Source organism: Streptomyces sp. NPDC050433 (assembly GCF_044458565.1).
Lineage (GTDB): Bacteria > Actinomycetota > Actinomycetes > Streptomycetales > Streptomycetaceae > Streptomyces.
This window is the reverse complement of the sequence record NZ_JBITIB010000020.1, coordinates 74,251-86,746: the sequence shown is the minus strand read 5'-3', so window position 1 is coordinate 86,746 and position 12,496 is coordinate 74,251. Positions and strand designations below refer to the sequence as shown.

Annotated in this window: 13 protein-coding genes; 6 read left to right on the top strand and 7 right to left on the bottom strand. The window is 71.1% G+C overall.

What is annotated here, in order from left to right:
- Nucleotides 1-93: 93 nt before the first annotated feature.
- Entirely contained in the window at nt 94-696 is a 603-nt protein-coding gene (locus ACIBLA_RS24160) for a YbjN domain-containing protein (protein ID WP_363241111.1), read from the bottom strand.
- The gene (gene mshA / locus ACIBLA_RS24155) at nt 689-2,029 is read right to left on the bottom strand and encodes a D-inositol-3-phosphate glycosyltransferase (protein ID WP_363241110.1); all 1,341 of its coding nucleotides are present in this window, start codon (nt 2,027-2,029) and stop codon (nt 689-691) included. Before mshA ends, ACIBLA_RS24160 begins: the two co-directional genes overlap by 8 nt.
- Nucleotides 2,030-2,176: 147 nt before the next feature.
- Between mshA and ACIBLA_RS24150 the strand changes: the two genes are divergently transcribed.
- From ACIBLA_RS24150 to ACIBLA_RS24140, 3 genes are all read left to right on the top strand, one after another.
- On the top strand, nt 2,177-3,028 hold the full coding sequence (locus ACIBLA_RS24150; RefSeq protein ID WP_399199828.1) for a class I SAM-dependent methyltransferase: 852 nt from the start codon (nt 2,177-2,179) through the stop codon (nt 3,026-3,028).
- A gap of 160 nt (nt 3,029-3,188) precedes the next feature.
- Nucleotides 3,189-4,337: an NlpC/P60 family protein gene (locus ACIBLA_RS24145; RefSeq protein ID WP_399199827.1), complete on the top strand. Its 1,149-nt coding sequence runs from the start codon at nt 3,189-3,191 to the stop codon at nt 4,335-4,337.
- A 249-nt stretch (nt 4,338-4,586) separates the two neighbouring features.
- The gene (locus ACIBLA_RS24140; RefSeq protein ID WP_363241107.1) at nt 4,587-5,873 is read left to right on the top strand and encodes a SpoIIE family protein phosphatase; all 1,287 of its coding nucleotides are present in this window, start codon (nt 4,587-4,589) and stop codon (nt 5,871-5,873) included.
- 54 nt (nt 5,874-5,927) lie between these two features.
- On the opposite strand, the gene ACIBLA_RS24135 is transcribed toward ACIBLA_RS24140, so the two are convergent.
- From ACIBLA_RS24135 to ACIBLA_RS24125, 3 genes are all read right to left on the bottom strand, one after another.
- A complete protein-coding gene (locus tag ACIBLA_RS24135) occupies nt 5,928-6,272 on the bottom strand; it encodes a DUF2516 family protein (protein ID WP_399199876.1) in 345 nt (114 codons plus the stop codon).
- A gap of 104 nt (nt 6,273-6,376) precedes the next feature.
- Nucleotides 6,377-7,024 carry a hypothetical protein gene (locus ACIBLA_RS24130; protein WP_363241106.1) on the bottom strand — a complete coding sequence of 216 codons (648 nt, stop codon included), beginning with the start codon at nt 7,022-7,024 and terminating at the stop codon, nt 6,377-6,379.
- Nucleotides 7,025-7,046: 22 nt separating this feature from the next.
- A complete protein-coding gene (locus ACIBLA_RS24125; RefSeq protein WP_363241105.1) occupies nt 7,047-7,523 on the bottom strand; it encodes a helix-turn-helix transcriptional regulator in 477 nt (158 codons plus the stop codon).
- A gap of 158 nt (nt 7,524-7,681) precedes the next feature.
- Here ACIBLA_RS24125 and ACIBLA_RS24120 point away from each other — a divergent pair, with 158 nt between their 5' ends.
- Together ACIBLA_RS24120 and ACIBLA_RS24115 are read left to right on the top strand one after the other, a co-directional pair.
- A complete protein-coding gene (locus ACIBLA_RS24120) occupies nt 7,682-8,254 on the top strand; it encodes a helix-turn-helix domain-containing protein (protein WP_363241103.1) in 573 nt (190 codons plus the stop codon).
- A gap of 103 nt (nt 8,255-8,357) precedes the next feature.
- Nucleotides 8,358-9,218 (top strand): class I SAM-dependent methyltransferase, encoded by an 861-nt coding sequence (locus ACIBLA_RS24115; RefSeq protein ID WP_399199826.1) that lies wholly within the window; start codon nt 8,358-8,360, stop codon nt 9,216-9,218.
- A gap of 28 nt (nt 9,219-9,246) precedes the next feature.
- Here ACIBLA_RS24115 and ACIBLA_RS24110 read toward each other — a convergent pair whose 3' ends face one another.
- Both ACIBLA_RS24110 and ACIBLA_RS24105 read right to left on the bottom strand, forming a co-directional pair.
- Complete coding sequence (locus ACIBLA_RS24110) at nt 9,247-10,170, bottom strand: slipin family protein (RefSeq protein ID WP_363241099.1); 924 nt, start codon at nt 10,168-10,170, stop codon at nt 9,247-9,249.
- Nucleotides 10,171-10,305: 135 nt separating this feature from the next.
- On the bottom strand, nt 10,306-11,076 hold the full coding sequence (locus tag ACIBLA_RS24105) for an SAM-dependent methyltransferase (RefSeq protein WP_399199874.1): 771 nt from the start codon (nt 11,074-11,076) through the stop codon (nt 10,306-10,308).
- Nucleotides 11,077-11,348: 272 nt separating this feature from the next.
- Between ACIBLA_RS24105 and ACIBLA_RS24100 the strand changes: the two genes are divergently transcribed.
- A complete protein-coding gene (locus ACIBLA_RS24100; RefSeq protein ID WP_399199825.1) occupies nt 11,349-12,491 on the top strand; it encodes a DUF4037 domain-containing protein in 1,143 nt (380 codons plus the stop codon).
- Nucleotides 12,492-12,496: the final 5 nt, after the last annotated feature.

Genomic DNA, 12,496 nt, shown 5'->3' with positions numbered 1-12,496 from the left:
TTCGTCGCGTGTCAGAACGATCGTCCGGTGGCACGTGCGGCCCGGCGACCCGGCGGGACCGAATGTGGGTACGTGAGGTGCGGGTCAGACGGGTCAGACGGGTCGCGGACCCTCGCCGGGCCGCGTCAGATGCGTGAAGGCGTCGAGATTCCTCGTGGACTCACCACGGGACACCCGCCACGCGTACTCCTTGCGGATCGCGCTCGCGAACCCCAGCTCCAACAGCGTGTTGAAGGAGCCGTCGGCCTCTTCGAGTACGGCCCCGAGCAGCCGGTCCAGCTCCTCCTCGCCGACGGCGGACAGCGGCAGCCTGCCGGAGAGGTAGATGTCGCCGAGCCGGTCGACCGCGTACGCCACCCCGTACAGCTTGAGGTTGCGCTCCAGGAGCCAGCGGTGGACGGCGTCCTCGTTCTCGTCCGGGTGACGGACGACGAAGGCGTTGACGGAGAGGGAGTGCCGGCCGACGCGCAGCGAGCAGGTCGTGGAGAGCTTGCGGGTGCCGGGGAGCGTGACGACGAAGGAGCCGGGCTCGGGGCTCTCCCACTCCAGACCGGAGTCGAGCGCGGCGGCGGACTTCAGGCTCTGCTCCACGAGCTGCGTGGCATGGTGCGTGGCGTGCTGCGCGCCGTGGGCGGTTCCGTTTGCTCCGGCCGTTCCGCTTGCTCCGGCCGCTCCGGCTCGCGTTTCGTCAGCCATGGTGCGAGCGTACGCGACCTCGGTGATCATGCACGGCGGCCGTGTAGACGTCCGCCGTCGCCGACGCGGCCGTGTCCCAGCCGAAGGACTGCGCGTGCCGCGAGGCCGCATGCCCCATCCGGTCCACCAGCTCGGGCCGGTCCATGAAGCGGGCGAGCGCCTGTGCGTACGCCTCCGGCTCGTGGCCGGGGATCAGGAAGCCGGTCTGGCCGTTTCGTACCGCCACGGGAAGGCCGCCCACCGCAGCCGCGACCACCGGGGTCCCCACCGCCTGCGCCTCGATGGCGACGAGGCCGAAGGACTCGCTGTACGACGGCATGACCAGCACGGACGCCGCCCGGAACCAGTCCGCGAGCCCCGCCTGGCCGACCGGCGGCCGGAACCGTACGACATCGGCGATACCGAGCCTGGCCGCCAGCTTGTGCAGCCCTTCGGGCTTGGCAAGACCGCTGCCGCTCGGGCCGCCCACGACAGGGACGACCATCCTCCTACGGAGGGCGGGTTCGCGGTCCAGCAGGACGGCCACGGCCCGCAGCAGCACGTCGGGGGCCTTGAGGGGCTGGATACGGCCCGCGAAGAGCGGTACGAACGCGTCCTGCGGCAGCCCGAGACGGGCCCGCGCCGCCGCGCGGCCGTCGGCCGGGCGGAAGAGATCCAGGTTCACACCGGGGTGGACGACGGCGACCTTGCCGGGATCCGCTTCGTAGAAGCGGACGAGTTCGTCGGCCTCCTCCGAGGTGTTCGCGATCAGCCGGTCGGCGGCGCGCACGATCTGCGTCTCACCGATGACACGGGCCGCGGGCTCGGGAGTGTCGCCCTCGGCGAGCGCGGCGTTCTTGACCTTGGCCATGGTGTGCATGGCGTGGACGAGGGGCACGCCCCACCGCTCGGCGGCGAGCCAGCCGACATGCCCGGAGAGCCAGTAGTGGGAGTGGACGAGGTCGTAGTAGCCGGGGCGCTGGCCGGCCCAGGCCTGCATCACACCGTGCGTGAAGGCGCACAGCTGCGCGGGCAGCTCCTCCTTGGCCAGGCCCTCGTACGGACCGGCGTCCACGTGCCGAACGAGCACACCCGGCGCCAGCTCGACGCTGGGTGGCAGCCCGCCGGTGTTCGAGCGCGTGAAGATCTCGACCTCGATATTGATCGCGGCCAGGCGCTTGGCCAGCTCGACGATGTACACGTTCATGCCGCCCGCGTCGCCCGTCCCCGGCTGGTGCAGCGGGGAGGTGTGGACGCTGAGCATGGCGACGCGCCGCGGTTTGCGGGGATGGCCCGGAATCCGGAGCCGGGGTGACACCAGGGTGCCGGCAAGCCTGGACACGTACTGGCTCACGTCGACGGCCTCTCGCTCGGAGCATGGCGAATAGAGGGTTGTGGCGCCCTCTGCGCACGGGAACGCCGGAATCCGTCCTTTCATTTCCGGCTTTGCCGAATCGTTGCCGTTATCTGCTGAACCCTTGGCGTCGTTAGGCTCACCCGCATGCCCGCGCGCCCTCCCTCCTCGCCCCGCCGCCCCGTGGGCACGGTCACGCGCGGCACCACCAACCCGAACCGGCTGCGCCGCATGGACCGCTGGATCGCCGCCGTACACGGGCCGGTGCTGCGCCGTTCGGCCGACCCCGTCGCCGTCGACCTCGGGTACGGCGCGGCGCCCTGGACCGCCGTCGAGCTGCTGCGGCGGCTGCGCGCGGCCGAGCCGCGCACGGAGGTGGTCGGCGTGGAGATCGAGCCCGCGCGGGTCGCGGCGGCGCTTCCTTACGAGGAGGACGGGCTCAGCTTCGTCCACGGCGGCTTCGAGACCCCGCTTCCGGATGGCCGCCGACCGCTGCTGATCCGGGCGGCGAACGTCCTGCGGCAGTACGAGGAGAGCGAGGTCCCGGCGGTCTGGGCCCGGCTCCGCGCACGGCTCGCCCCGGACGGGCTGCTGGTGGAGGGAACGTGCGACGAGATCGGGCGGCGCCATGTCTGGGTCGCCCTCGGTACGGAGGGTCCGCGCACGGTCACCTTCGCGACCCGGCTCGGCTCGCTCGACCGTCCTTCGGACCTGGCGGAGCGGCTGCCGAAGGCGTTGATCCACCGCAATGTGCCGGGGGAGCCGGTTCACGCGTTCCTGCGGGACTTCGACCGGGCGTGGGCGGCGGCGGCCCCGTACGCCTCGCTGGGCGCGCGCCAGCGGTGGATCAGGGCCGTACAGGACTTGTCGGCGGACTGGCCGCTGGCAGGACCGGCGGCGGGCGGCGGCAGAAGCAGATGGCGGCAGGGTGAGGTGACGGTGGAGTGGGCGGCGCTGGCGCCGGGTTCTGGCGAAAGGGACGCGTTCAAGGGAACGTGAGCGGGGGGCCGTTCGTCCCTCACGGGTAGACGCGACCGTCAACCGGCGGTGCCCTCTGTCGTTCCGGGGATCGGCATGGCACGATCGCGTCGGCGAGAACAGTTACTGACAGTAAATCAAATGTACTCGACCGTACATGTTCAGTCCGGAGGGGGAGCTTGTGAACCGACGCCGCCGTGTCAGAGCCGCGATCACGGTCGTCTGCGCTCTGTCGGTGCTCACATCACCGGCGCTGCTGAACCAGGCGTACGCAACTCCGGCGTCCCCAGCCTCGCCCGCATCCCCAACCTCGCCGAGCGACCCACCCGTCGCGCCCCGGCCGTTCGACCGGTCCCTGCCGCCGGGGGCCGACGGCAAGTCCTCCGGCGCGGAGGACTCGAAGCTCGAAGCGATCCGCAGGAAGATCGACGGGCTGTACGGCGAGGCCACATCGGCCACCGACGCGTACAACCTCGCCGAGGAGCGCGCCGACAATCAGTCGGCCGAACTGGTCAGGCTGGCAAGCGAGATCGTCAACGGCCAGGTCCGCATCGACAAGCTCAAGCGACAGGCGGGCGCCGCGGCCCGCGCGCAGTACCGCGCGGGCGGGCTGCCGCCCGAGGCCCAACTGCTCCTCACCGACGACCCTCAGCTGTTCCTCGACGGCGCGGGCCGGGTCCAGCGGGGCCAGAAGGCGACCAAGGACCTCCTCGGCCAAATGACCAAGGCCCAGGACGACTTGACGGCGTACACAAAAAAGGCCGGCGCGGAGTGGACCAAGCTTGAGGCGAGCCGGGTCAAGCAGGCGAACGCGAAGAAGAAGATCAACCAGCGGATAAAGGCCGCCAAGAAGATCGAGGCGGGGCTGGAGAAGGAGGAGCGCGACCGGCTGCTGATGCTGGAGCAGCAGGACGCGGCCAAGGCGCAGGCGGCCTGGCTGGGTTCGGGCGCGCTCAAGGACATCAACGGCGGGGCGAGCGCCCAGGGCAAGAAGGCGATCGCGTACGCGACGGCGCAGATCGGCAAGCCGTACGTGTGGGGCGCCGAGGGCCCGTCATCGTTCGACTGCTCCGGGCTGACGTCCGAGGCGTGGCGGGCGGCCGGCAAGGTCATCCCGCGCACGTCACAGGAGCAGTGGCGGCTGCTCCCTCGTATCCCCGTCTCGCAGATGCGGCCTGGCGACCTGGTCATCTACCACCAGGACGCGAGCCATGTCGGGATGTACGTGGGCGACGGCTCTATCGTCCACGCACCGCGGCCGGGCCGGCAGGTGACGCTGACGGGGGCGGGCTCGATGCTGATCCTCGGGGTCGTCAGGCCGGACAAGTAGGACAGGGGCGTAGGGCGGGGAGCCCGCCGCCCTCCCACGTGATGTTTGTCATGCCCGTTTCGGCCCTCTCCGGCGGGCCGATCGTGCCGGATGCGTGGCGGGAAGCGGCATATGGCGCGTGATCTCCTCCGCCCGTCGTTCGGTACGCCATTCCTTTCGGACGTCGGCTAACGCTAGGGTCCCGGTCGGGGTGGGACGTCGATCGGCGCCGCACCGCGCCCTCGGGGGGAGGGAAGGACTCACAGACCGATGGCCGTACCTGTACCTGTACCGGTGCCGCGACAGCGCACCGGCTCGACAGTCGAGAGTGCGCCCGCCCCGGAGACCTCCGGCGGAGGCGGCGACCTCACGCTCCTCGTCATCGAGGACGACCCCGCGGGCACCTTCAGTGCACCGGAACTCCCCGACGCGGCAGGCACCCGCGTCCGTATCCGCAACGCGCGCAACCTCACCGAGGCCGAGCGGCTGCTCACCGACGACATCCACTGCATCCTCGTGGACCTCGCGCTGCCTGGCCGGGCCGCCGACGACCGCGACGGCCTCGCACCGCTCAAGCATGTGCTGCGGCTCGCGCCCCGCCACGCCGTTCTCGCGCTGGCCGCCGAGGGCGACAGCGAGCGTGCCGCCGCGGCGGTGCGCGTGGGCGCGCAGGACTATCTCTTCCGCGACGAGCTGGACAGCCGGCTGCTGAGCCGTGCCATCCGCTACGCCGTGGAGCGCAAGCGCGCGGACGTCGCACAGCGCCAGCTCACCGAGTCCCGGCTGCGCGCGCAGGAGAACGCCCGCCTGGAGCGCGGTCTGCTGCCCACCCCGCTCCTCCAGGGCTCGAAGCTGCGTTTCGCCTCCCGATACCGGCCCGGCCGCTCCCGCGCGCTGCTCGGCGGCGACTTCTACGACACGGTCCGTACGCCCGACGGCACGGTCCATGTGATGATCGGCGACGTCTGCGGCCACGGCCCGGACGAGGCCGCGCTGGGTGTGGAGCTCCGGATCGCCTGGCGGGCGCTGACCTTCGCCGGGCTCAGCGGGGACGTCCTGCTCTCGACGCTCCAGAAGGTCCTGGAGCACGAGCGGGAGAGCGAGGAGATCTTCGCGACCCTGTGCACGGTCGACATCGCGCCGGACGGACGGCGGGCGGGGCTCTGTCTGGCCGGCCACCCGTCCCCGCTGGTCGTCCGGGCCGGCCGGGCTCCCGAGCTGCTGCCGTACGACGGGGGCGGCCCCGCGCTCGGCCTGCTGCCGCGCGCCCGCTGGCCGCGCCGCGAGGTCGGGCTGGGTGAGGCGTGGAGCCTGATGATGTACACGGACGGGCTGATCGAGGGCCGTCTCGGGGCGGACACGAAGCAGCGGCTCGGCCAGGAGGGCATGGTCGAGATGATCACCGGCCTGCTGGCGCGGGGGCTGAGCGGCGAGGAACTGCTGGAGGCCGCGGTGGCTCAGGTGCGGCAGCTGAACGGCGGCGAGCTGACGGACGACGTGGCGGTGCTGCTGCTGGACCGCGGGCGGGTGGCCGAGCAGGCGCCGGTCACGGCCTGAGCGGGAGCCGTATGCCCCGGCGGCCTCCGCCCCGGTCCCGGCCTCGGCCCCGGCTCAACGACCGCCGTTGTACGGCCCGTACGGCCCGTCACTGCTGGAGCCTCCACCGCGGCGCCCACCTCCGCCACCGCCGACCTGCCTGACGGCGGGGCGCACATCGACGAAGTACACGATGATCGCGATCAGCCCGATGATCGGCAGGAAGGACAGCAGCGGGAAGATCATGCTCACGACGAAGGCGATCGCGAGAATGATCAGCCAGAACGGCTTGGTCTGCTTGTCCGCGGCGCGGAAGGCGTCCTCACGCCGGATGAACGCGTCGACCAGCGCGAAGAGGCCGAACACGGTCAGCGGGATACTCAACAGAGCCACAAGCCCGTCGAAGCCGGCCATCAACACGTTGCCCACCGCCCATTTCTCTTCGAGTCATCTGCCGACAAGGTACTCGTACAACGGACCGGACACCTCTGTGGTGCCCGGTCCTTCGCACTACCTGCCAGCTGCTACTTGCTCGCGGGAGGCGTGGCCTTCTTCGCGGCGGCCGGCTTGCGGGCGGCGGGCGCCTTCCGCGCGGCGGGCTTCGGGCCGGTGGTCTTGGCCACCGGCTTGGCCGCCTTCGTCTCGCCCTTGGCCGCGGGCTTGGCGGAGGCGGACTTCGCCGCGGCCGGCCTGGCCGCCGGCTTGGCGGCCCGCTTCGTCGCGGGCTCGACGGCGATGGCGATCTCCGTCATCTCGTCCGCGGCGTCGCCCCGCCAGGTCCGTACGGACTGCTCGCCGCGCTCGGCGACCTTCTCGTACGTCTCACGGGCCCTGACCGCGTACTCCGCGGCCACGCCAACGCCCCGGAGCGCCAGGTCCTGAGCGGTCTCGCCGAGCTTCTTCAGATCGGTGTCGAGCGACCCGAGCACCTCGGTGACCTTGGTCTGAACTGTCGTCTGCGCTTCCCTGGCCTGCGAGGCGACCTTGTCCTGGACGAGCTTGGGGTCGGTGTTGCGCACCGCCTCGATACGGCCAGGGGCCTCCGCGCGGATCTGCTCGATCAGTCCGGGAACCTTCTTGGCCTGCTCGACGGCGAGATCCGCCGTACCGGCCGCGAAGTAGAGGGGGGTCGGGTCGCTGAGCGTCTTGCGCAGGTCATCGGCGATGGCCATGGCTGTGGTCCTCCGGATCGGATCAGTGTGAGGGTGGGGTGACAGCACCGCCGCCGGCCGCACCGGGCGCGTCCCCGTCGGCGTCCCCGCTACCGGTACCGGCGCCCTTACCGGCCGGTTCCGTGGTCGCCGTCGCTTCCGCACTCGCGGTGCCGAGCCCGTTCTCCTTACGGAAGGACTCGTAGATCTGCAGGAGCACCTGCTTCTGCCGCTCGTTCATCGACGGGTCGGCGAGGATGACGGCACGCGTCTCCAACTCCTCGCGCTCCCGCTCGTCGAGCATCCCGGCCTGCACGTACAGCGTCTCGGCGGAGATCCGCAGCGCCTTGGCGAGCTGCTGCAGGATGTCCGCGCTCGGCTTGCGCAGGCCGCGTTCGATCTGGCTGAGATACGGATTGGACACCCCGGCGGCCTCGGAGAGCTGCCGCAACGACAGCTGCGCGTTGCGCCGCTGCTCGCGCAGGTACTCACCGAGATTGCCGACGTTGAGTGATGCCATGACTCCACAGTGCCCACTCTTGCTAACTATTGCAAGCACCCGCTTGCAAAAGTGTTCCACACAACACGCATGCCACTCGGGCAGGGAATTCCTCCGGCGCGGTGGGTCGTTGATCGTGGGTCGCGAGTAGTTTGCGCATACGGCATAGCATGTTGCCCATGACGCAAGACGACGACGGCGATCTCGACAGCCTGGTACGCAAACGGATCCGCGCCCTGCGCATGGCGCAGGGCTGGTCCCTGGACGAGTTGGCCACCCGCGCCCGGCTCAGCCCCTCCACGCTCAGCCGGATCGAGAACGGGCAGCGCCGTCTCGCGCTGGACCAGCTCCTCACCCTCGCCCGTGCCCTGGACACCACGCTCGACCAACTGGTCGAGACGGCCGCGGACGACGTCATCTCCAGCCCGGCCATCGACGCCGCCAACCAGCTGATGCGCTGGCCCGTCCGGGCCGATCCGGGCATGGCCGTCATGCGCCAGCGCCTGACGGACCCGCCGCCCGACAGCCCCGCGCGCATGCGCGCCCATCCGGGCCGCGAATGGCTCGTCGTCCTGTCCGGTACGGCCGTACTGCTCCTGGGCAACCGGCGGTTCCGGGTGGAGACCAACCAGGCCGCCGAGTTCCCCACGATGCTCCCGCACGCCATCGGCGCGGAGGGCGGGCCCTGCGAAATCCTGGGCATCTTCGACCGCGACGCCCGTCGCGGTCATGCGACCGGCCCGTCGAGTTGAGCGGCGGGGCGGCGTTGCGCGGCGCGCATGCCAAGCGCCCGCCTTCTTGCTCTTCCGGAAAGCGACCGGGCCGCAGGCCCACGACCCTCTTAGCGTGAGCGGCATGACGCACACACCCCCGCACGCAGGGCACACCCACGCCCACGCCGACGACCACGCCGACGACCACGATCAGGCGGAAATCCTCGACCTGGACGCCGAAGTGCTCGCCGAGCACATCGCCTCCATCACCGCCTGGCTCCCCGTCAAGGCCGACCCCCGCCACATCCTGGATCTGGGCAGCGGCACCGGCGCCGGCACCCTCGCGCTGCTCGCGCGCTTCCCCCGGTCCGAGGTGACCGCCGTCGACACCTCGGCCGGCCATCTGAACCGCCTGCGGCACAAAGCCGAGGCAGCCGGTCTCGCCGATCGCGTACGTACCGTCCAGGCCGACCTCGACGGGGACTGGCCTCGGCTCGACGCGCCCGAACTCGTCTGGGCATCAGCCTCCATGCACCACATGGCCGACCCCGACCGCACCCTGCGCCAGGTCCACGACACGCTCGCCCCCGGCGGGCTGTTCGCGGTGGTCGAACTGGCCGGCTTCCCGCGTTTCCTGCCCGAGGGCGCCCCGGCGGACCGTCCGGGACTCGAAGAACGCTGCCACGCCGCACTCGACCGCCACCATGCCGAGCACATGCCCCACCGCGGCGCCGACTGGGGACCCAAGCTGACCGCCGCCGGCTTCACCGTCGAGGGCGAACGCACCCTCACCGTCAATCTGGGCCCGCCCCACACCGAGACCGTCGGCCGTTACGCGCTCGCCGGCCTGACCCGCCTGCGCGGTGGCGTCGCCGAGGCCCTGACCAGCGACGACCTCACCGCCCTCGACCAACTGCTCACCCCCGACGGCCCCCACAGCATCCTGCGCCGCGACGACCTGACGGTCCGCACCGAGCGCACGGTATGGGCGGCACGCCGCTGAGCCAGCGCCAGCGGCAGCGGCAGCGGCGTCAGACGCTCTGCTTCTCCTGCCGCCGCACCTCCCCGGCCTGCTGCTTCTCCTCGACCTGCGGCTTCTCCTCCCTCTTCTCCAAGGCCTCCTTCAGCTCCTTCGCTCCGGGAGTCGGAGCACCCTCGACGGCTTCCGAGACCGCCTCGATGGCGTGCTCCGCCTCGGCGGGCGTGGCGCGTTCCAGGAAGCGGAGCAGCTCGACGGGGAAGGGCAGGACGAGCGTGGAGTTCTTCTCGGCGGCGACGGCCACCACGGTCTGAAGCAGCCGCAGTTGGAGCGCGGCGGGCTGTCCGGCCATCTGCTGGGCGGCCTCGGAGAGCTTCTTCGACGCCTGTAGCTCGGCGTCCGCGTTGATCACGCGTGCGCGGCGCTCACGGTCGGCCTCGGCCTGGCGGGCCATCGACCGCTTCATGGTTTCGGGCAGCGACACGTCCTTGATCTCGACCCGGTCGATCTGCACGCCCCAGCCGACGGACGGGCTGTCGATCATCAGCTCCAGGCCCTGGTTCAGCTTCTCGCGGTTCGAGAGCAGATCGTCCAGATCGCTCTTACCGATGATCGACCGCAAGGACGTCTGCGCCATCTGCGACACCGCGAACTGGTAGTTCTCCACGCGGATCAGCGCGTCGGCCGCGTCGACGACCTTGAAATAGATGACCGCGTCCACACGCACGGTGACGTTGTCACGCGTAATGCCGTCCTGTGCGGGGACGGGCATCGTCACGATCTGCATGTTGATCTTGTGCAACCTGTCCACGCCCGGAACGATCCACGTGAATCCGGGCCCCCGGATACGCTCCCGCAGCCGACCGAGCCGGAAGACCACACCGCGCTCGTACTGCTTGACGACCCGCGCGGCCGACATCACGAAAATGCCGCACAGAATTATCGCCGCTATGACCGCTACGACCAATGCCTCCATGATGGACCCCTGACTCAGGACCGAGGTGTCAATAACAACGATATGCCTCGAATGCCCGGATGGTCGATCGCCAAGGGGTCGTACGGCGCCGGTCCAGTCGGCGACGTACGGCGGCTGAAGGCGGCTTACGGCGGCTTACGGCTTACGCGCGACGAATCCCCACTGGTCGACGGGCTGGGGGGCGGGTTCGGCCGGGTGCCAGAGGGAGATCGGGCCCACGGGCGCCAGCAGGTCGAGGCCGGTGCCGGTCAGCTCCAGTTCGGCCGCCGTGCGGAGGTGGATCGGTGGGCCGCCGCCCGCCGCGTACGCCGCTGCCGCCGCCCGCATGTCGGCGGAATCGACCGAGTCGCAGGTGGCGAAGTAGCTGCCGGGCGGCACGGCGCTCATATAGCGCCGGGCGATCTCTCCCGCCTCCGCGGGGTCCTCGATGTGGCCGAGCATCGACAGCATCAAGACCGCGACCGGCCGGTTCAGGTCGAGGGTCCTGGCGGCCTCGCCGAGGACCTTCGTGACGTGGCGGACGTCGCCGTCCAGGTAGGCGACGGCGCCTTCGGGCGTTCCCAGGTTCGCCAGCGCGCGGCCGTGTTCGAGGACGGTCGGGTCGTTGTCGACGTACACGATCCGCGCGCTCTTCTCGACGGCCTGTGCCACCTGGTGGGTGTTCGGCTCGACGGGCAGGCCGGTGCCCAGGTCGAGGAACTGCGCGATGCCGGCCCGCGCCGTGTGGTCCACCACCCGTTCCAGGAACGCCCGTGAGGCGCGGGCCGCCGCCGGGACGACGGGGAAGCTGAGACCGATCGCGTCGGCGAGTTCCTTGTCCGCCTCGGTGTAGATCCGGCCCCCGCCCAGACAGCACCAGGTACCGGCCGAAGAAGGGCCCGTCGGCTGAGGGCCGTGCTCACTCATATCAGCCACTCGCTTCACTGTCGGTCGCGCTCAGTCGCGTCCATCCGTGCGAACGGTTCTCTTTGACAGGGTCGCCGAGGGACGTCGTGACGTCCAGGTTCTTCCGCGTCCCGGCGGCTGAACGCCTGTCTGAAAATGCCACGAGTGCCCTCACGCGTCGAGCACCGCCACTTCCACCCGCCCCGGACGGTCCCGGCCATCTACCCGCACAACCCGGCCGCCGCCCCGCATAATGCGTGGCCGGCTCCCTCCCGCTCCGGCACAGTGAGCCCGTGAACAGCCCCCGCGCCGCATTCATCCCCGGTCTCGAACTGTCACGGATCCTGTACGAGGAGGCGGTACGGCCCGTCCTCGACCACGCCTATCCGGGCCTGCGGTACGCCGCCGCACGCGTCGGCTCCGGGTCCGAGGTGCTCGGGTTCGACACGGCCAGGTCCGCCGACCACGAGTGGGGACCCCGGCTGAATCTGTTCCTCACGCCCGGCGAGGCCGCCGAGCACGGCGCCGATCTGCGCCGGCTGCTCGCCGAACGGCTGCCGAAGCACATACGCGGCTGGCCCACGCACTTCCGGCACCACGACCCCGAAGACCCCATCGGCCAGATGGAGTTGACGCAAGGGGCGGTCAACCACCGGGTCTCGGTCGATGACCTCGGCGACTGGCTCGGGACCCAGCTCGGGGTGGCCGCCACGGCCGTGACGGCGACGGCGGAGCCGTCCGTACGCGACTGGCTCGCGATGCCCCAGCAGCGCCTCGCGGAGGTGACCGGCGGCGCGGTGTTCCACGACGGGCTCGGATCGCTCGACGCGGCGCGGGCGCGGCTCGCGTGGTACCCCGATCAGGTGTGGCGCTATCTGCTGGCCTGTCAGTGGCAGCGGATCTCCCAGGAGGAGGCCTTCGTCGGCCGCTGCGCGGAGGCGGGCGACGCGCTCGGGTCGGCGGTCGTCGCGGGGCGGCTGGTGCGTGACCTGATGCGGCTGTGTCTGCTGCTGGAGCGGACGTACGCCCCGTACGGCAAGTGGCTGGGCAGCGCCTTCGGGCGGCTCACGGTCGCCGGGGAACTGACGCCGTCGCTGGCGGGCGCCCTGGCGGCGACGGAATATCCGGAGCGGGAGCGGCATCTCTGTGACGCGTACGAGTACGTGGCCGCGCTCCAGAACGCGACGGGGCTCGCGGAGCCGGTGGACCCGGCGCGCCGGCCGTACCACGACAGGCCGTTCCTCGTCCTGCACGCCGAACGCCTCGCGCGGGCGGTGGCGGCGACCGTCACCGATCCCGGACTGCGCGGGCTGCCGCTGACCGGCGGGGTGGATCAGTGGGCGGACAGCACGGACTTCCTCGGGCTGAGCGGCCCCCGGCGTGCCGCGGTCGAAGCAATCGACGCGGTCGCCCGTACGCGGTCCCGCCCCGCTTGATCCCC

What these genes read in the sequence shown, in the direction of transcription:
- ACIBLA_RS24140 (WP_363241107.1), top strand. Translation starts at nt 4,587, where the DNA reads ATGGCCGTACCTGTACCTGTACCGGTGCCGCGACAGCGCACCGGCTCG.
- ACIBLA_RS24105 (WP_399199874.1), bottom strand. Translation starts at nt 11,076, where the DNA reads ATGAGTGAGCACGGCCCTCAGCCGACGGGCCCTTCTTCGGCCGGTACC.
- ACIBLA_RS24150 (WP_399199828.1), top strand. Translation starts at nt 2,177, where the DNA reads ATGCCCGCGCGCCCTCCCTCCTCGCCCCGCCGCCCCGTGGGCACGGTC.
- ACIBLA_RS24130 (WP_363241106.1), bottom strand. Translation starts at nt 7,024, where the DNA reads ATGGCCATCGCCGATGACCTGCGCAAGACGCTCAGCGACCCGACCCCC.
- ACIBLA_RS24120 (WP_363241103.1), top strand. Translation starts at nt 7,682, where the DNA reads ATGACGCAAGACGACGACGGCGATCTCGACAGCCTGGTACGCAAACGG.
- ACIBLA_RS24110 (WP_363241099.1), bottom strand. Translation starts at nt 10,170, where the DNA reads ATGGAGGCATTGGTCGTAGCGGTCATAGCGGCGATAATTCTGTGCGGC.
- ACIBLA_RS24160 (WP_363241111.1), bottom strand. Translation starts at nt 696, where the DNA reads ATGGCTGACGAAACGCGAGCCGGAGCGGCCGGAGCAAGCGGAACGGCC.
- ACIBLA_RS24115 (WP_399199826.1), top strand. Translation starts at nt 8,358, where the DNA reads ATGACGCACACACCCCCGCACGCAGGGCACACCCACGCCCACGCCGAC.
- ACIBLA_RS24125 (WP_363241105.1), bottom strand. Translation starts at nt 7,523, where the DNA reads ATGGCATCACTCAACGTCGGCAATCTCGGTGAGTACCTGCGCGAGCAG.